Origin of the sequence: Slackia heliotrinireducens DSM 20476, from assembly GCF_000023885.1 — a bacterium.
Taxonomy (GTDB): Bacteria; Actinomycetota; Coriobacteriia; order Coriobacteriales; family Eggerthellaceae; genus Slackia; species Slackia heliotrinireducens.
This window is the reverse complement of sequence record NC_013165.1, coordinates 429,939-446,824: the sequence shown is the minus strand read 5'-3', so window position 1 is coordinate 446,824 and position 16,886 is coordinate 429,939. Positions and strand designations below refer to the sequence as shown.

At 57.1% G+C, this 16,886-nt stretch carries 15 protein-coding genes and 1 pseudogene; 7 read left to right on the top strand and 9 right to left on the bottom strand.

Annotation, left to right across the window (positions count from 1 at the left end):
* Positions 1–84: 84 nt before the first annotated feature.
* From SHEL_RS01820 to SHEL_RS01810, 3 genes are all read left to right on the top strand, one after another.
* Entirely contained in the window at positions 85–1,602 is a 1,518-nt protein-coding gene (locus SHEL_RS01820; RefSeq protein ID WP_169304489.1) for a helix-turn-helix transcriptional regulator, read from the top strand.
* Positions 1,603–1,754: 152 nt separating this feature from the next.
* On the top strand, positions 1,755–3,431 hold the full coding sequence (locus tag SHEL_RS01815) for an FAD-dependent oxidoreductase (protein WP_012797541.1): 1,677 nt from the start codon (positions 1,755–1,757) through the stop codon (positions 3,429–3,431).
* 82 nt (positions 3,432–3,513) lie between these two features.
* Positions 3,514–3,990 (top strand): hypothetical protein, encoded by a 477-nt coding sequence (locus tag SHEL_RS01810; protein WP_012797540.1) that lies wholly within the window; start codon positions 3,514–3,516, stop codon positions 3,988–3,990.
* 150 nt (positions 3,991–4,140) lie between these two features.
* Here SHEL_RS01810 and SHEL_RS01805 read toward each other — a convergent pair whose 3' ends face one another.
* Positions 4,141–4,443, bottom strand: a complete 303-nt coding sequence (locus tag SHEL_RS01805; protein ID WP_012797539.1) for a hypothetical protein — start codon at positions 4,441–4,443, stop codon at positions 4,141–4,143.
* 270 nt (positions 4,444–4,713) lie between these two features.
* Here SHEL_RS01805 and SHEL_RS01800 point away from each other — a divergent pair, with 270 nt between their 5' ends.
* Positions 4,714–6,045: an ATP-binding protein gene (locus tag SHEL_RS01800; RefSeq protein ID WP_012797538.1), complete on the top strand. Its 1,332-nt coding sequence runs from the start codon at positions 4,714–4,716 to the stop codon at positions 6,043–6,045.
* A 482-nt stretch (positions 6,046–6,527) separates the two neighbouring features.
* On the opposite strand, the gene SHEL_RS01795 is transcribed toward SHEL_RS01800, so the two are convergent.
* Positions 6,528–7,178: a TetR/AcrR family transcriptional regulator gene (locus SHEL_RS01795; protein WP_012797537.1), complete on the bottom strand. Its 651-nt coding sequence runs from the start codon at positions 7,176–7,178 to the stop codon at positions 6,528–6,530.
* A 166-nt stretch (positions 7,179–7,344) separates the two neighbouring features.
* Here SHEL_RS01795 and SHEL_RS01790 point away from each other — a divergent pair, with 166 nt between their 5' ends.
* Positions 7,345–8,103, top strand: coding sequence for a hypothetical protein (locus tag SHEL_RS01790; RefSeq protein ID WP_012797536.1), 759 nt, complete (start codon positions 7,345–7,347; stop codon positions 8,101–8,103).
* A 68-nt stretch (positions 8,104–8,171) separates the two neighbouring features.
* On the opposite strand, the gene SHEL_RS01785 is transcribed toward SHEL_RS01790, so the two are convergent.
* The 7 genes from SHEL_RS01785 to SHEL_RS01755 form a co-directional block, all read right to left on the bottom strand.
* Positions 8,172–8,396, bottom strand: coding sequence for a hypothetical protein (locus tag SHEL_RS01785; RefSeq protein ID WP_012797535.1), 225 nt, complete (start codon positions 8,394–8,396; stop codon positions 8,172–8,174).
* A gap of 116 nt (positions 8,397–8,512) precedes the next feature.
* The gene (locus SHEL_RS01780) at positions 8,513–9,997 is read right to left on the bottom strand and encodes a PucR family transcriptional regulator (RefSeq protein ID WP_169304488.1); all 1,485 of its coding nucleotides are present in this window, start codon (positions 9,995–9,997) and stop codon (positions 8,513–8,515) included.
* A gap of 350 nt (positions 9,998–10,347) precedes the next feature.
* Positions 10,348–11,085, bottom strand: a complete 738-nt coding sequence (locus tag SHEL_RS01775) for an amino acid ABC transporter ATP-binding protein (protein WP_012797533.1) — start codon at positions 11,083–11,085, stop codon at positions 10,348–10,350.
* On the bottom strand, positions 11,082–11,789 hold the full coding sequence (locus SHEL_RS01770; RefSeq protein WP_012797532.1) for an amino acid ABC transporter permease: 708 nt from the start codon (positions 11,787–11,789) through the stop codon (positions 11,082–11,084). The genes SHEL_RS01775 and SHEL_RS01770 overlap by 4 nt, the downstream gene beginning before the upstream one ends.
* A gap of 9 nt (positions 11,790–11,798) precedes the next feature.
* Entirely contained in the window at positions 11,799–12,491 is a 693-nt protein-coding gene (locus SHEL_RS01765) for an amino acid ABC transporter permease (RefSeq protein ID WP_012797531.1), read from the bottom strand.
* 4 nt (positions 12,492–12,495) lie between these two features.
* Positions 12,496–13,317: a transporter substrate-binding domain-containing protein gene (locus SHEL_RS14145; RefSeq protein WP_012797530.1), complete on the bottom strand. Its 822-nt coding sequence runs from the start codon at positions 13,315–13,317 to the stop codon at positions 12,496–12,498.
* Between the two features lie 18 nt (positions 13,318–13,335).
* On the bottom strand, positions 13,336–14,352 hold the full coding sequence (locus SHEL_RS01755) for a cupin domain-containing protein (protein WP_012797529.1): 1,017 nt from the start codon (positions 14,350–14,352) through the stop codon (positions 13,336–13,338).
* Positions 14,353–14,985: 633 nt separating this feature from the next.
* Between SHEL_RS01755 and SHEL_RS15195 the strand changes: the two genes are divergently transcribed.
* Together SHEL_RS15195 and SHEL_RS15815 are read left to right on the top strand one after the other, a co-directional pair.
* Positions 14,986–15,798: a hypothetical protein gene (locus tag SHEL_RS15195; protein WP_012797528.1), complete on the top strand. Its 813-nt coding sequence runs from the start codon at positions 14,986–14,988 to the stop codon at positions 15,796–15,798.
* Positions 15,734–16,693 (top strand): annotated as a pseudogene (locus SHEL_RS15815) (protein kinase domain-containing protein); the annotation flags it as partial. The gene SHEL_RS15195 and the pseudogene SHEL_RS15815, both read left to right, overlap by 65 nt.
* Between the last annotated feature and the right edge of the window lie 193 nt (positions 16,694–16,886).

Below are 16,886 nucleotides of genomic sequence, written 5' to 3'. Positions count from 1 at the left end.
CCTCCTAATTCGACACCTGTGCTAGATTCTTTTCCAAATCGCAGCGAGGCATCGCTCGCAATCGTCATTCGGAGGGAGCGGCACGTGTCCATAGCTCAAGCTCGACGGGTCATAGGCAGCATTAAGTGGTACCATCTAGGCTTTTGCTTCTTTTGGGCCGTCGTGTTCGTAGGCTTCGCCCTGCCCCACAGCAACCCGGGTGGCGGTCTGCGGGTGTTTTCCCTCTGCCAACAGACGACGACCATCGTCGTTATTGCGCTCGCAGCTTTAAGCTCGGGCGGCCGCCGGGAATTCCAACCGCGAGACGCCACGCTTGCAGGTGTGCTTCTTGCTGCAGGCTCGCTCATGTTCTACCTCGCTTTTTACGGGGAGTATTCCCTAGCGTCGGTGGTTGTGGCTGCGATTGTCGTGGGATTTGCGCAGGCGTCGTTCTTCCTCATGTGGCAGTATTTCTACGCCAACGAAGGAACGGCCAGGGCAAACGTATGCATTCCCGCATCGGCGGCCCTTTCCATAGTCCTATGTCTGATTGTGTCCTGGCTTCCCATCGAATGGACGGTCCTTTGCGCGGTCATCATCCTTCCTGCGCTGGCTTCGCTGAGCCTTTCCCTCAGCCTGTCCGAGGTCGAACCCTACGAGCGCACGCCCCTCTCTGTGCCCGTGGCGGCACATCTTATATCCGACACGTGGAAGCCCGTGTTCTGCGTGTGTGCCATCGGCCTCGTGTGGCGCGTGATCGGCTACTTGGGAGGAGGTGCCGCCGACGGTTTTTCGATTGCCGTCATGGCAGGCATGTCTTGCGCGGCGCTGCTGGTGTCGGCCATCGAATTGCTTTCGGAGCGGGGCTTCGACGTGCTGAACGTGTACCAATATATGTTTCCCCTGGTTACAGGCGCTTTCTTGCTGCCAACCCTCTTGGGAACGCAGTGGTTGGAATTCGTGTATGCCATGACCATGTTCGGGTTCGAGATGGTGAACCTCCTGCTGCTCATCACATGCGCCGTATATGCCAGCCGTTACGAGCTCGACCCTTCGGTCGTCTACGCATCCTGCGTAGGCCCCACACTGGTGGCGTTGCTGGTAGGTGACGTGATCGGCATGCTTCTGACCGACCGCGCCCTGTTGGACGTAGCCCTGACCGTTGAGCTGCTGTTCGTATGCGTCTATCTTCTGGCCATGGTGTTGCTGCTGGTCTCGGTGGGACGCAAGGCGTTCACCCGCCGTACCGTCGAAAAGGCTCCGGAAGACCGCCTCCCTTCCGAATCGGAGGATCCTTCTTCACTTCCGACCGAAACGGCAGGTGCCCAAGCCCCTGACGAGCAGCCCGAAACAGCATCCGCTTCCAGCAGAACCACCCGCGCCTTCGCGCAAACGCCGGAACGCGAGCCGCGCCTCGAAGACCGTATCGCCGCAATCGAGCATGCCGAACCGCTGAGCGCCAGAGAGCTCGAAGTGCTGGACCTGATTCTCAAGGGCAATACGGTGGCGGCCGTTTCCCGCAAGCTGTTCATTTCTGAAAACACGGTACGTGGGCACACCAAGCACATCTACCGGAAGCTCAGCGTTCATTCCAAACAGGAGCTCATCGACCTGCTGAACTAGCCCGCTTTTCTTCCGACGGGCATTCTCCATACCATTGACCTGCGCAAACGCTAAAACGACATGTTTTATGTGGTGCGAACGACCCAGCGCGTTGACTAGTGTGGTCCCCGCATTCGAACACGAATGGACATGGTTTCAAAGGAGGGAATCACATGGATCGAAATGCACAGGGAATCTCCCGCCGCGACCTGCTGAGGGGCGCAGGCATAAGCGCCGCGGGCGTGGCCGCGCTGGGAATGATCGGGTGTTCGCCGAGTGCCCCCGCGGACACAAACGCAGCTGACGGCTCTGCCGCAGGCGAAAAGCACACCTGGGAAGTCGCACCCGAACCCATTACGGACATCGCGTCCACGGTCGACACCGAAGTCCTGGTCATCGGCGCGGGCTATTCCGGAACCTGCTGTGCTCTAAGCGCGGCCGAAAACGGGACCAAGGTCATTCTGGTTGAGAAAGACAACGTGCCCAACGGCCACGGCGTTGGCGGTACGGGCGCCGTGGGCTCCAAATACCTTACCGAGCTGGGAATCGTCGTCGACAAGCCCCTGGAAATGCAGCGCTGGGTTTCCACGTGCGGCAACCGCTGCCGCGAATCCTTGGTGGGCAAATGGTTCCGCGAGTCCGAACGCTGCATGAACTGGCTTATCGACCTGGCAGAAGACGACGGATGTGACGTCATGGTCACCGTCGGATCCAATTCTGTCGTGCATCCCGAGGTGGATTGCTACCACATGATTTACGGCGGCCAGACCGCAGCCGACGTGGCCAGCATCGCCACCTATATCGAGTACCTGTTCATCGACCGAGCCGAAAAGACCGGCAATTTCGAAATCGTCTACAACAGCCCCGCCGTGCAGCTGGTAACCGACGATTCCGGCGCCGTGACCGGAGCCATCTGCGAGACGGACGAAGGCTACGTGCTCTACAACGCCTCTAAGGGCGTCGTTCTGGCAACGGGCGACATCTCGTACAACGACGAATACATCGATTACTTCGCCCCCGTCGCCAACAAGGTCATGACGCGCCTGTGCTCCGACCAAGGCAACACCGGCGACGGGCACAACATGGCCGCTTGGGTCGGCGGCGCCTTCCAGGATGCCCCTTGGCCCACGATGATGCACCCCCAGGCAGCGGGTATGTTCTCCGGCCCCTTCCTGTTCATCAACCCTGATGGAAAGCGCTTTATGAACGAAGCCACCTGGGTGCAGGGCAAATGCGTCGGCACCATGATCAACGGCGGATACGACCACTGCTGGTCCATCTTCGACGGCGGCTGGGAGGCCGACAACACGGCGTCGCTGGAGTTCGGCGGCGGCATGTTCTGGGACAGCTTCCGTCCTGTGGGCAGCACCGCAGCCGATGCCACCGCGTCCCATGCGGAAGCCATCGAAGCCGGCATCACGGACAACCCCGACAATTACAAGAAAGCAGACACCTTGGACGAGCTGCTGGCCCAGCTTGACGTGGACGTCGAGACTGCCAAGGCCACCATCGAACGTTACAACGAGCTTTGCACCGCCGGCGAGGATGTCGATTTCTACAAGGAGAGCCATTACCTGTTCGGCGTCGAGGAAGGACCCTTCTACGCCGTGAAGCTCGGCCCCGGCCTGCTGTGCGTGCCTGGCGGAATCCATATCTCCGACGATTTCGAGGTGCTTACCGCCGAAGACCAGCCCGTTGCAGGCCTGTACGCCATCGGCAACTGCGCCGGCGACATCTACGCTTACGACTACCCCATCAACATTCAGGGCAACAGCCACGGCCGCTGCCTGGTTGAAGGCAAGTGCCTGGGCGAACAGCTGGCGGGCGTCTACGAGTCCGTCAAGGCGTAGCCAGAACCCCTTATCCCCTCTCGTTTCCGAGGTCCGTCGCTCGGCGGGCCTCGGATTGTGAATGTGCGCGAAGAAGGTCCAGATGCAAAACGAAAACGAAGCATTCGCCCGACTGCAAGAACTGATGGATGCGTTGCCTTCCATGGAGAAGAAGGGCGCACGCTTGGCGAAGGCCCGAGCCGCGCGGGAAGCCCTGGCAAAAGTGCGCTATCGCGACGGCCAGGCCGCCGAAGCCGCACGCATCCGCACCCGAGTCGAAGAGGCGCAGTGCTCGCTGGAGGCCGCCAAGGCTGACGCGGACGCCGATGATGAGGTCCGGGTCCGCGGCCTTGTTCTTGCATTGTCCAACCAATTGGCCATTCGCGAAGGAGCTGCTTTCGACGCAGCCCGCCAGGCCGAATCCGCCCTGGCTGCCGGCCAGTTTGCAACGGAGGCGGATGCCTGGGCAGCGCAGCTTGGCGACGACGAGTTCGCAGCACTTGAGTCCGAGGTCGAGGAGTTCAAGGCCGAATACGCCGCAACTTTGGAAACCTGCCGGGCCATCTATCCAGAAGACTAGCGTCCAGGCGCGCAACCCCTGCAGCGCGCCTGGACGCAGTCCCGAAAACCCGATCTTCTCCCTGGCAGGCAGCCGCTCCACAAGGAGCAAGGCGATATAAGGTCGCCCCTGCCTTCATTTTTGCCAGACAAGGCGAGCCATTTGGGCCGCTCACAGCACATCGGCGTATTTCTCCAGGATGCGCGCTTCCCTGTCTTGGTCAAGAACGTACCCGCCAGGCAACTCCACCGTTCCCGCCACGGAACGCAGGAGCAGCCGCCTGCGCTGGTGCGGAGTCGTTTTGCCATCTTGTGCGATGTCGAGGCACGGCGGCAAAGCCTGCTCGTTCAGAAGATACCTGTAGACGCTGCACACAAGCTCTGTCGGCGACACGTTCAACCGGTCGAGCACCTGTGTGCCCCCTTGCTTCAGCGACTCAGGCATACTGACGCTGATCACCGCTTCTGCATTCATGTTTGCTCCTTCCGACATGGTGAGTATTGCGCGTTTCAATGCATAATGCAACATCTCGTTTTTGGCGCAAACCCCCTATGACAGCAAAGGTTCGGGAGAGTGTCACATTGGCTGATACCGATATCGGGATTCGCCATTCCGTGGCTGATACCGATATCGGGATTCGCCATTCCGTGGCTGATACCGATATCGGGATTGACCATTTTGTGGTTGAAACCGATATCGGGATTCGCCATAATAAGCCTCAGAGCATTCAAATGGAGGTGCACTATGAGACGTTACGCCGAGAAAGAACTTGAAGAGTGGCTGCGCGCAAAACCGCGCAAACCCCTGATCGTCAACGGCGCGCGCCAAGTCGGCAAAACCTGGCTTGTAACCGATTTTGCCACCAGGCACTTCGACTCCGTGGCGCATGTCGTGTTTCTGGACAACGAGGAAGCCCAGCGCGTCTTCGACGGCAGCCTTGATGCGAATCGACTGCTCATGCTCATCGGAGCGCTCACGGGCACGAACCCGCGCGACGGGAAGACGCTCGTGTTCCTCGACGAGATACAGGAATGCCCCCGCGCCATCACGGCGCTCAAACTCTTCTGCGAACAGACGCCCGGCATCCCCATCGTCGCCGCGGGCTCGCTTTTGGGCGTCGCCCTGAACAGAAGGCGCGACGGCGAGCAGCCTGCATCGTGGCCGGTAGGGAAAGTGAGCTATCTGGACCTTTTCCCCATGACCTTCGACGAATTCGTGGTTGCAGCGAACCCCCAGCTTGCCGAGGTTCTCGAAGAAGACGATCCGACGCTTGCCGACATGGTCTCCGAGCGGCTGACCGAGCTTCTCAAAACGTATATGTTCGTCGGCGGCATGCCCGAAGCCGTCGCTGCGTTTATGGAAACAAACGACCCCTCCGCGGCACGCAGGGTGCAGTCAGACCTCCTGCGCAGCTACGAACTCGATTTTTCGAAGCATGTCGAATCGCCGCTCATGACCGAACGCATTCGCGAAACCTGGCGGTCGGTGCCTTCGCAGCTCGCAACCGAATCGGACATGAAGAGGTTCACCTATGCAGCCATCAAGTCGGGGGCCCGAGGTCGCGACTACCGAGACGCCGTATCCTGGCTCGTGGATGCGGGGCTGATCACGCGTGTTCCGCGAGTGTCCAAGCCGGGCATTCCGCTTGAGGGGTATGCCGACAACGTCTATTTCAAGCTCTATATGCTTGACGTTGGTTTGCTTGGGGCTGCAACTAGGCTCGATGCGCACGTACTTCTTGAAGGCGACCGGCACTTCACGGAGTACAAGGGGGCCTATGCGGAGCAGTTCGTATGCCAGCATCTTCAGGCATACGACGGGCGCGCGCCCTACTACTGGTCGGCCGACGGAAAGAATGCCAAGGGAGAAATCGATTTCCTTGTCGAACGGAATGGGCGCGTTCTGCCTATCGAGGTGAAGGCGGCGAAAAACGTCTCAGGCGAAAGCCTTGCGAACTTCTGTCGAGCAAACGGGCTCGACAAGGCACTCCGCCTGTCGCTGCTCGGGTACAAGGACCAGGGCTGGCTTGCCAATGTGCCCTTGTATTCCATCCCCCGCCTGAGGCAACACCGTTAGCGCCCCAACCGACCCCGCATCAGGCCATTCGTACCATACCGACAATTGGGGCAACTCCAAAGCTGTCGAGTTTAGTCGACAGTACGCCACCATCAGGAATGCGACAACATGGGACAATGGGGACTCCCCATTGTCCCATTTTTCTGCTCATGCAACGAGATTTCGGATTTCTGTGCACTTAGGGGGATAATCTGCAACCCGACTGTGGCTGAAAGGCTTTTTCGTCCGATTGAATCGAGCTTTACGCCACATTTTATGCATATCTGTGGTTTATCTATTGCAAGTATCAGCCCTCCAAAGGAGTTCTGGCCTCAGAATTTGCAGATTATCCCCTTAAGTGCACACGAAACTCGTCTCTCGTTGCATGAGGGGGAAATGTGGCGCCACGCGGGCAGCCGAACGCCCTCCAGGCCCCAGCCCCCGCCATTCGAACGATGGACCAGCCAGTAAAGGCTCCGCGTTTGGGCAAATGCCACACGGGGCTACAGCTCCTCCGAAACGACCTGGACGACGCGCGACTTTTCATCCTCGGTCATGGCGTGCGCGGCCACAAACGCTTTGGCCTCCTCGTACCCGTAGCCGTAGTCGTGCATGATTGTGCGCACCACGCGCCCCAGATGAACAGCCAGGTCAAACGGCTTGTCGTCCTTCAGGCACCGGTATAGCAGCTCGTAAAAGCCGCCCATGGATACAGTGGTGTCGTTTTGGAACTTCTCCTGGGAAACCGTCCGCTGCTCGGTTATGAAATCCTCGCCCCACCGGTATTCGAACAGCAGGATCTGGCTCGTAAGCTCCCGGCTGGACGTGAGGTCCAAAAGCAGCCTGCGGCTCCCCTCGTCCTTCAGCAAAAACGCGAAAAACCCCTGGCCGATGCAGTACATGAAGTCGAATTCGTTCTCCTGGTGGATGCCCTCGTCAAGAATGGCCCTGTGCAGCGCGCTCAGCAGGTCGTCGAAAAACGCCAGCGCCAAATCCAGCTTGGAGGGGAAATAGTTCTGCACCGCCACACGCGTGATGCCGCACCCGGACGCGATGGACTGGTAGGTGGTCTCCTGGTAGCCCCGCGACAGCAGCTGCCGATACGCCTCGCGTTTGACTGTGCCGTAAAGTTCCATGTTGCGCGGGCGCGCCATGACCGGTCCTCCTCGTGGTTGCAACCCATCGGCTCCGCAATGCCGAGCCATTCCCAAAGTATCACACGATTGCGCAGTTACCGCTTGAAACAAGTTTCCATACATGTATTATAAAAAGTGTCGCAATCCGTTGCGGCTTCGGAGCTTAATCAAGAAAGGGGCGATCGTGTATACCATCGACCAAATCGTCACGGCCACGCAGACCAACTCGACGGCGATTAGCATCGCATGCATTCTCGTGTGGCTTGTCGGATTCCTGCAGTACGGCAGCAGCGTCTACCTGCAGCTGTCCGAAAAGCGCAGCGCCTGGTGGTTCTGGCAGCACGCCTGGTACATCGGCCACGACTTCACGTTCGTGATGTTCTTCCAGAAGTGGTTCTTCATTATCGACTTCTGGACCTTCAAGGTCATGTGGGCGGGGTGCCTCATCTTCATCGGCATCGAGCTGTTCACGCTGTACAACGTCATCAAGGACGACGGCGAGCGTCAGGAGGTGTTCGGCCGTTACAAGACCGGCAAGGGCTCCATCTCGAAGCAGGAGGCTTGGGTCCGCGGCCTGATCGGCTACGCGTTCGGCATCGTTCTGTTCTACACGCTGACCGTGGCGCTGGGCGACCCGTGCTGCTTCTTCCTGACCATGTCCACCAACTTCATCGTGGCCATCTTCCCGGCGTTTCTGGCCGAGGAGCGCGGCAGCAGGCGCGGGCACTCCATGTGGCTGGGCATTTTCATCCTGGCCGGCACCATCAACACGTTCTGCCCCGTCACCAACATGTGGTACAACCTGGCCCCGTGCTTCCAGGAGCCGTGGTACTACGTGCTGGGCGTGATTGCCGTCATCGGCTGCATCAACTACTTCCGCGTGCTGGCGAGCCTGCCCAAGAAGGACTATCTGACCGCCAGCGGCAAGAAGCCTCTCTGGTAGAAGCCGATTCCACAGAAAACGTTGCAGGGCGAGAGATGTTCTCTCGCCCTGTTTGGTTTGGACACTAATTATTCGTGCTTGTTCGGCAGGCCGACCGCATAAAGCCCCAGGACAAACGGCGAGGCGAAGATGCCGACGAACCACAGCGCGAAGGACCCGCCCTCGGTGAAGTGGCCTTTCGATTTCGCAAGGTCGACGAACATGGCAATGGCCATCAACCAAGCAATGGCCACCACGATGACGACAACGAGCGCCGCCACGTTAGCAATGACGGAAATGGAAGCGATATCCATGGTGTTCTCCTTCTGGCGAAAAGACGTTAGACGCGCCCCTGCATCTTCAAGACCATATGGGATCCGAGATGCACGATGCGCTGCTAAAAATGTGACAACAAAGGTTCGGGAAAGTGTCACACGATGCTGTCTTGGTCCATGATGTTGAGGGCCATGAGGTACGCGACCTTTGTTTTGGGGTCCTCGTATTCGGCCTTTGTAATCTCGTTGATCTTGTCGATGCGGTACTGGAAGGTGCTTCGGTGCACGAACAGCGCCTTGCACGAGCGGCTGGGGCTGCAGTCGTTTTCAAGGTACACTTTCAGCGTGCCCACGTAATCGGTTTTGCTGAAAGCGTCGTGCTCGGCAAGCTTCGCAAGGCCAGGCGGACAGATCGTCCGCAGGGAACATTTATCCGTTATCGCCGACATCATGTACTCGAGTACGTAGTCCTTAAAACACGCGACGCCGCATCCCGCCGCCTTGCCCCGCTCAAGCGCGAAAAGCGCCTGCTCGTAGCAGCTTCGCAGGCTGTACAGCTGAAAGAACGGCATGCAGATGCCCATGTTGAAGTTGAACCCTTTGACCTGCTTGAGCAGTCGCCCGTCAAACGAACCGCCCTCGAAGCAGCCCTCGTCGCAGTTCACCACCACAACCAACCGGCCATCGTAGTGTAGGGAGAACGCTCTGTCGTAAAGGCCTTCGAGGATGCCCTCCACTGTTCCGCCCAGCTGCTGGAACCGGTCGTTGCTTCCGAACTCGATGACCAGGCATATCATGTGGCGCTTGAAATCCCATCCTCTGTCTCGCAAGCGTTTTTCGACCGCTCCGGAATCGACGTTCCGCCCCTCAAGCAACCCCAGGATATTCACGATAAGGGCGTCGGGGCTGCTCCCCCGTCCGCGATACTGCCCTTTGTAGAAGGCCTCGACAAACTGCCCCAGCCTGCCGGCAACGGCACGGTCCACATACGTAAGGGTGCGACTTGCCCCGTCGACAATCAGACGGCCGACGATCCTGTTGTGGTATCGCACGTTCATGTACAGGTAATCGTAGATGTCGGGAAACACGCCGGTCTTCTTCATGTATTGGATCCCGTGCGAGTCGAACGTCAGCTTATACCCTTCCGAACTGGCAAGCTCGTCGATTTCGCTCGCACCCATCTTTCCACGCCGCAGGAATTCGTACACGTTCTTTATCGAATCGTCCTGGTCCCCTTCGGAAAATGCCAAGATGTTGTAATACGCGTCATGGAAGTACACGGGGTTCCCAAGCAGCTTCTGGGTCTTGTCGAACACATCTTGCAACGACTGGCCCTCAAGAAGCATGGACGACACGTCGATTTCCCATGCGTTCAGCCTGAAGAAGAGGTCTGCTATTTCCTGCAGCACGTCCGAACAAGACGCATCGGCTCCGACGACCGCATAGCTGCAGCCTTTAGGCATCTGAACAGGGCGTTTTCTCACAAACACGTACGCGATGCCTGACACCGCCGAAAACGCCGTCGCCTCTTGGTCCCCAGGGCAGACGCACACCGCGCCGCCTTGCGCACGTCCATCGGATGGCAACGGCAAAACCCTGGTCAGGCGATCGCCGCCTTCGACCTCAACAACCTCCGACACCGCCCAACGTTGTGACAAGCAGTCTGCAATTGCATGAAGCGAAATGTACATTTCACACCTCGAGTACGAGCCTGAACAGGCGTGCCGAACGAGGCACGCCCACGTCCTCTAATGCTTTGGATGCAGAGAGTTCCGGAACCAACCGAAGCCGGCCCGGCGAAAAAGGACAGAATCGGTCGAAAGAAAATGCAGAATGGAGCTTTCAACCTAGGGCATGGTATCACGCATCGGGATCGTGCGGTCGCCCAGCCGCAACATTGCCACGTCATGCCGCAAGCCGGTGCGTATCGTCAACTGCCCGCAGCAGGCATGCCGACGCGCCCGACCCTTCGGACGATCGCCCGACAACGCTATCGGGACAGTATCCTTTTCAGGAACTGCTTCGTGCGCTCCTCTTTCGGGTTGACGAATATGTCTTGCGGGGCGCCTTCCTCAACAATGTAGCCGCCTTCCATAAACACGACCCTGTCGGCGACCTCTCGCGCAAATGACATCTCGTGGGTCACCACGATCATGGTCACGCCCTCTTGGGCGATCCCCTTGATGATGTCCAGCGCCTCGTCCACAAGCTCCGGATCCAGAGCGCTTGTCGGTTCGTCAAACAGGATGACCTCAGGGCTTAAGGCCACAGCCCGCGCGATGCCCACGCGCTGCTGCTGGCCGCCCGAAAGCTGGCTGGGATACGCGTCCGCCTTTTCGGCCAGACCGACCTTGGCAAGTTCGCGCTCGGCTATGGCGCGCGCTTCGTCCTTGTTCATTTTTCGGGCCGTGATCAGGCCTTCCATAACGTTTCCTAAAGCGGTCTTGTTGTTGAACAGCGCGTAGTTCTGAAACACGAACGCCGTTTTCTTTCGGACGGCAAGGATCTCCTTCTTGCTCGCCTTGTGCAGGTCGACCGAAAGGTCCCCAATGGTGAGCGACCCGGCATCCGCACGTTCGAGGAAGTTGATGCAGCGCAGCAAGGTCGTCTTGCCAGAGCCGCTGGGCCCCATGACGACCACCACCTCGCCTTCCTCCACGAGGAGGGAAACCCCCTTTAAAATCTCGTTGTGCTTGAACGATTTATGCACGTTGTTGACTTCGATCATTGAGCCACCGCCCTAAACTCTCCGGTGCGCTTTTCGGCGTACCTCGAAATGGCCTCGATAAGAATGGAGATGGCCCAGTACACAAGCGCCGCGGCAATGTAGCCCTCCAAAAACGAGTAGTTCTTCATGCTGGGCAGAAGCGACCCGTTGAGCAGCTCCATCACGCCGACGGTCATGACGATGGACGTCGACTTCATGGTGCCTATGATGTTGGTGCACAGCATGGGAATGAACACGGGTATGAACTGGGGAATCACAATGCGGCGAATCGTCTGCCACTTGGTAAGACCCACCGAATAGGCCGCTTCGTACTGCGTCGTGTCCACCGACAGCACCGAGCCCCGCACGGCCTCCGACACGTACACGGTGGCCGTAAGCGTGACGGCGACGGCCGCAACCCAGAACGGGCTGACGTCGCGGACCGTGATGTTCCACCCGAGCGCCGCCGCCACGTTGTCGAACTGCGTCAAATACAGCAGGTTCAGAATGACCAGGGCCACCATGACGGGAATGCCGCTGTACATGGTGACGAAAACGGCGCTGATCTGGCTGAGCACCGGCACGCGGTAGGTCCTGAACAGAGCCATGGCGCCGCCCACCAGCAACCCGGTCAGGATGGCGATGGCCGTCAAGGCAAGCGTCGCGGGCAGGAACTGAATGCCGGAAGCAAGGCAGGCGACCAGCCTATCAAATGACAATGACATGGCTCCTCCTTACACGGTTCTGCCGTACTGCAGCCGTTTATCCAGATAGATGAAGAACATGCGCAGCGCAATGCTGATCACGATGAATATGACCGTGATGATTACGTAGCACTCGAGCACATGATGGGTTGCGCTCTGAATGAGCTCCGCGCGGCCCATGACGTCGACGACGCCGAGCATAAACGCCAGCGACGTGTCCTGAAACAGGCTGACCAGGTTCACGCTGAAACTGGGGATGGCCGTCCGCACCGCCTGCGGCAGCACGATCCGCAAAAACGTCTGGGCGCCCGACAGGCCCACCGAATATGCGGCCTCGGTCTGGCTTGCAGGAACCGACTCGATGGCACTACGGAAGATCTCCGCCATGAATCCGCCCTGGTTGAGCGAGTACGTAATCATGACAAAGGTCAGGCGCTGCCATCCGTTCACGTCTACCCGAAACACGTTCCACAGCAGAATGGGCATGCCGTAATAGACGATGAACATCTGCACCAGCAGCGGCGTGCCCCGGATGAACGAGATGAAGACCAGGGCAAGCTGGCTCAAGACGGGAACCTTCTTGATGCGCGCCAGCGCCAGAAGAATCGCCAGTGCGACCCCGAAGAGGGTCGCAACTGCAACGATTTCGAATGTGACAGGCAAGCTCTTAAGCAGAGCGGGGATGTTTCCGACGAGCCTGCCTATCGAAAAGAAACCTTCCATGGTGCTACTCGGCAGGTACAGACACGTCGTAGCCAAGCGTATCGTTGGAGATCTTGGCGATGGTGCCGTCCTCCATGAACTGGGCGAGCACCGCGTTCACATCTTCACAGAACTGGGCTTCATCCTGGTTGACGATGAAGTAGTTGCCGTCCGAACGGATAGGCTGGACGAGCTTGAGCGTGTTGCCGTACTCCGCATTCACATCATCCACGTAGGAGCGCATCTCGCAGAACGCGTCGGTGCGGCCGGTGGAAATCATGGCCGAAATCTCTTCGGGCGTGGGAGCGTCGATCCAGTTGATGGTCATGGGGTTGTCGGGATGAGCCTCGTTCCATTCGTTAATCTGAGCCTCGGACGCATCGCCCGTCTCCAAGGTCACAATCTTGCCGCCCATGTCATCGATGGACTGGATCGCATCGTTGTCGGCGCCTGCGACAAGGTACATGGTGCCGTAGCAGAACGGGGTTTCGGGGTACAGGTACTTCTGGGCACGTTCCTCATTCCAGCTGAACTGATGGGAGCCGAGCTGGGCCTTGCCGGTTTCCACGGACAGCAGGATGTTCTTGAAGTCCATGGTTTCATACGTGAACTCATACTGCGGAAGAGCCTCGTCGATAGCCTTCAGAACCTCGACGTCGAATCCGGCAGCGTCGCCGTTCTCGTCTACGTACACATAGGGGCTGTATGCGTTGCCCACAGCGATGGTCATGGTGCGCACCTCTTCAGAAGATGCGTCACCTGCCTGGTCAGAGCCGCCGGAGCAACCGGCAAGCGCCGCGACCGCAAGCATTCCAGCAAAAACCACCGATGCCACTTTCTTAACCATAATCCCAAACTTCCTTTCTTAGTGCATCTTCCAATAGCTGTACACGTCGTACGTGTCTTCAAGAAGCTCGCAAACCGCTTCCTTGTCATCCAAAAGTGCGGAGCCTTCGTTCTGCAGAGCCCTCACGTGCTCAAGCGCTCTGAACTGGAGGCCTTTGCATGCATAATCGAACGTCACGGTGTTGTTCTCCAATGCCTCGATGCGGCAGGAAAGATACGACGGGATGTTCACGATGTCGTGCGCCTTCACGATGAACGGCTCCTGGCCTGCAACGGTCACCTCCATCGATCCGGAGAACAGGGCAAGAACCACCCCGTGGGGATTCCACTTGCTCCACTCCATGGAGAATCCCTTGTCCATGCGGTATTGCCAGATTTCGCTTTCGCCATCCAGCTCGTGACGGGCAATCTTCTGCAGCATTTCCACACCAGGGAACCTGAACGTGTCGTACGCGAAATCGTAGGACCTGATGAACGGCATCTGGTCTTTGTCCACGCGGTCGAACTCGGTCACGAACGTCAGCTTGGTGTGGTCCTTGTGCCGCGCGAGCTTCTGCTTCACGCTGGGGTCGTCCAGGTCCACATTGCCGAACGTGCGCAGGCGACGCTCCTTCAGCATTCCCTCGTTCATGCGGATGTGGGCGAACCATTCGCGCCAGACGGTTTCGTCCTCAAGATAGTCGAACCCGTGGGAGACGAACGGCGGAACGAAGACGATGTCGCCCGCTGCGGCCTCGGCCTTCTTCCCGCGCATGTACACCATGACGCGACCAGCGTCGATAAGGAAGACCTCGATGCCGTGGTTGTGCTCGTGGTACGACACGGTGTCGCCCTTGTAATACACGGTATCGCTCATCTCGCCGGACTGCAGCGGACCTGCGGGGTGGCTGAACCACGCCACGTATCCGGGCCGGTCGAGCGTGTACTCGTCGAACTTGGCCAGGTAGCTGTTGTCGTGGTTGAACACGAAAGGCTGCTCGCAGTAATCCGGCCTGTCGTGCTGGGTAAAGTCGGTGCCTTGGTTTCTAATTTGCATGGCACACCTCCAATCGTTGTGGTTGGAGGTTACTCGCCCCAAACGGCGCAAACAACGAGCGAACCGTTTGAAAAACCCTGGTGCAATTTCCTACAGATTGTACGAAACAGGTTTTTGAGCTGGTGTTTTCGAAATACGGCAGGAACGACGATTGCGAGATTGGGTCATTTGTCCAAACGGCCCAGCGATGAAGCCCTTCGCCTTGGGCGTCCTGGCCCTCGGCTGGGAAAGCCCCATTCACCGCGAGAACTCGACCAGATTCATGCTCCCGATGTCAAAGGGATCGACCGCTTCGCGGGCCGCATCCTCTATGGTCTTGTCTACAATCTCCTGAAGACTAATAGGTCCGTCGTCATTCGCGGTCCCCTCTCTTTCGCTGGCGTATTTGCGCACACCAGAGCAGCATCAACGGGGTCGCAATGGCTGCTTTAAGTTGACTCGATTTCGGCGGTTTTAGTCTGTCTCTTGGCAGCTAATATAGTCTGCCCTAACACACTTCTACGATCTCGACCGCACGCGTCATTTACAAGGTAAACGTTATGTTGCTATGGGATAATACACGGCAAACAACCAATTTGTCATCGATTTAATGGCTTCTTTTTACTGCGCGCCCACGGGAAAGCTAGATCATTAATGGATTACATTTCGAACAACAAAGTCGCCGACACGTTTAACCGCGACATGCAACTGAATCCAAACGCCAATGGAGAAGAGTACAGATTATTCGGCGCACTACTTGAGTTGGTCCTGTCATCGATCAAGGACAAGAAGGCACCGCCTCTCACTTTCGGTCATTGCCATTTTGGAGAAAGGTTTTCTGGAAACAACCTCTACCTGGCAAAAGAAGACAGGAGCATCTGCAACTTTCCCGATTGTATTCTTATCAATGACAAGTTTGTTCTGTGCATCGACCACTTCCAGATCAACGCTTCAAATCCCCGTTCGGGATACGAAAAAGGAGACGAATGCAGAGCGTTCCTCTCTAACCATGCCGAATTAGTCAAGCAAGAACGCATTAAGGATCTCGAGTTGCTCCTCGAAAGCGAAGGCATAGAGTATCGGACGCACAATCTCGCTCAAAGCTTATTGCATACTTTAAAGAAAAAGCTTCCGAAAATATCCTTGTATTCAGAAGCCGCTCGCCAGCACATAGCTTCTGGACTCGATCCTGACGTCGTTGAAGCAGATTTATCTAAGACTATGGAAGTCTGGTTTCTTGTTGAGGACGTAACGCCCACCACCTCATTTCTTTCTTGCTTTGGAAACCAGAAGGTCCTCGACGCCTTGAAGAGCTGTGAAAGGCTTGCTGGATTGATTTATGTCCACAATCCAATCCTTACACGCCCCCCGAATAGCATCGAGGAAGTCGCCTTCATCCATAATGACGATTGTGCTTACGAGCAGCTTAAGGCATTGGCTCAGGGACAGACTCCAAATAGCCATTAGCAAATACGATCAATGTTGGGAGAATGCCATTATGGCTAATGAAACGATATTTGAGGGTGCGAACCCGAACGCCTCTAAAACGGTGGTTGAGAGCCCTTGCGCAAATGACTACAAACCTCATACGAGCAGGATTTCATTGCCAGGCAGCATTGCCGAACGATATGAGTACGTTCGTGACCTGCCCTCAGGAGCAGAGTCCGACGCAATTCTGCTTAGAGACAGGCGTTCTGGCGAAGAGGTTTTCTTTAAGTTTTACCGACCGGGTCTTTCTCCAGACCCTATGGCGATGCTACTGCTCAAGAGCGCGAACCCTCAGTATGTTGCAAAGCTCATCGATTACCACGATTCGGATGAAGGCTGTTGGGAAATACAAGAATACTACCAGCTTGGCTCTTTAGAGTCTTGGGTTGCCTCGCAAGGAGGGGTACTGAATGATGGTCAAATCGAGATGGTCACCAAGGAGCTTGCAGAAGACCTAAAATACCTGCATGGGCTCGGATCCGGAATTGCCCATCGAGACCTCAAGCCATCCAACATACTTGTCAAAAGCGCAAATCCTATTATTCTAGTTCTGGCTGATTTTGGCCTTGCCAAGGCACATCAGGGCATTACCCACCTAACAACAACAGTTAAAGGAACCTGGCACTATGCCGCGCCTGAAGTCCAATCAAAACAATCGAGCGCGAAATCTGACTGGTTCTCCATGGGCGCTATACTATACGAGTATTCGACAGGAAGGTGCTTGTTCTCGGATACAAACGGCAATCCGGTTTCCGATGATGAAGCGCGAGCTCGTTGTCTATCGGGATATTATTCAGCCGACCTAGTTAAAAACGCACGTATTCGTTCACTGATTTCTGGCTTACTATGCTGGGATAAAAACGAAAGATGGGGCGCCGAAGAAATCGAAAGATGGCTGGCTGGAGAAAACCCAAGGGTCCCAGAATCGAACCCCGGGTTCCATCAGGCTCACCCAACAATCCCGAAATCTAGAATTGGCTACAGAGCTTCGTTTAGCCCAGAGCTTGCTGTCAGTTTTTCCGACCTTGCTCGAATGATTCGCAATAACTGGAGCGCATTCGCCGACA

Coding starts and splice junctions, on each gene's coding strand:
- SHEL_RS01815 (WP_012797541.1), top strand. CDS start 1,755: ATGGATCGAAATGCACAGGGAATCTCCCGCCGCGACCTGCTGAGGGGC.
- SHEL_RS01810 (WP_012797540.1), top strand. CDS start 3,514: ATGCAAAACGAAAACGAAGCATTCGCCCGACTGCAAGAACTGATGGAT.
- SHEL_RS01805 (WP_012797539.1), bottom strand. CDS start 4,443: ATGAATGCAGAAGCGGTGATCAGCGTCAGTATGCCTGAGTCGCTGAAG.
- SHEL_RS01800 (WP_012797538.1), top strand. CDS start 4,714: ATGAGACGTTACGCCGAGAAAGAACTTGAAGAGTGGCTGCGCGCAAAA.
- SHEL_RS01795 (WP_012797537.1), bottom strand. CDS start 7,178: ATGGCGCGCCCGCGCAACATGGAACTTTACGGCACAGTCAAACGCGAG.
- SHEL_RS01785 (WP_012797535.1), bottom strand. CDS start 8,396: ATGGATATCGCTTCCATTTCCGTCATTGCTAACGTGGCGGCGCTCGTT.
- SHEL_RS01775 (WP_012797533.1), bottom strand. CDS start 11,085: ATGATCGAAGTCAACAACGTGCATAAATCGTTCAAGCACAACGAGATT.
- SHEL_RS01770 (WP_012797532.1), bottom strand. CDS start 11,789: ATGTCATTGTCATTTGATAGGCTGGTCGCCTGCCTTGCTTCCGGCATT.
- SHEL_RS01765 (WP_012797531.1), bottom strand. CDS start 12,491: ATGGAAGGTTTCTTTTCGATAGGCAGGCTCGTCGGAAACATCCCCGCT.
- SHEL_RS14145 (WP_012797530.1), bottom strand. CDS start 13,317: ATGGTTAAGAAAGTGGCATCGGTGGTTTTTGCTGGAATGCTTGCGGTC.
- SHEL_RS01755 (WP_012797529.1), bottom strand. CDS start 14,352: ATGCAAATTAGAAACCAAGGCACCGACTTTACCCAGCACGACAGGCCG.
- SHEL_RS15195 (WP_012797528.1), top strand. CDS start 14,986: ATGGATTACATTTCGAACAACAAAGTCGCCGACACGTTTAACCGCGAC.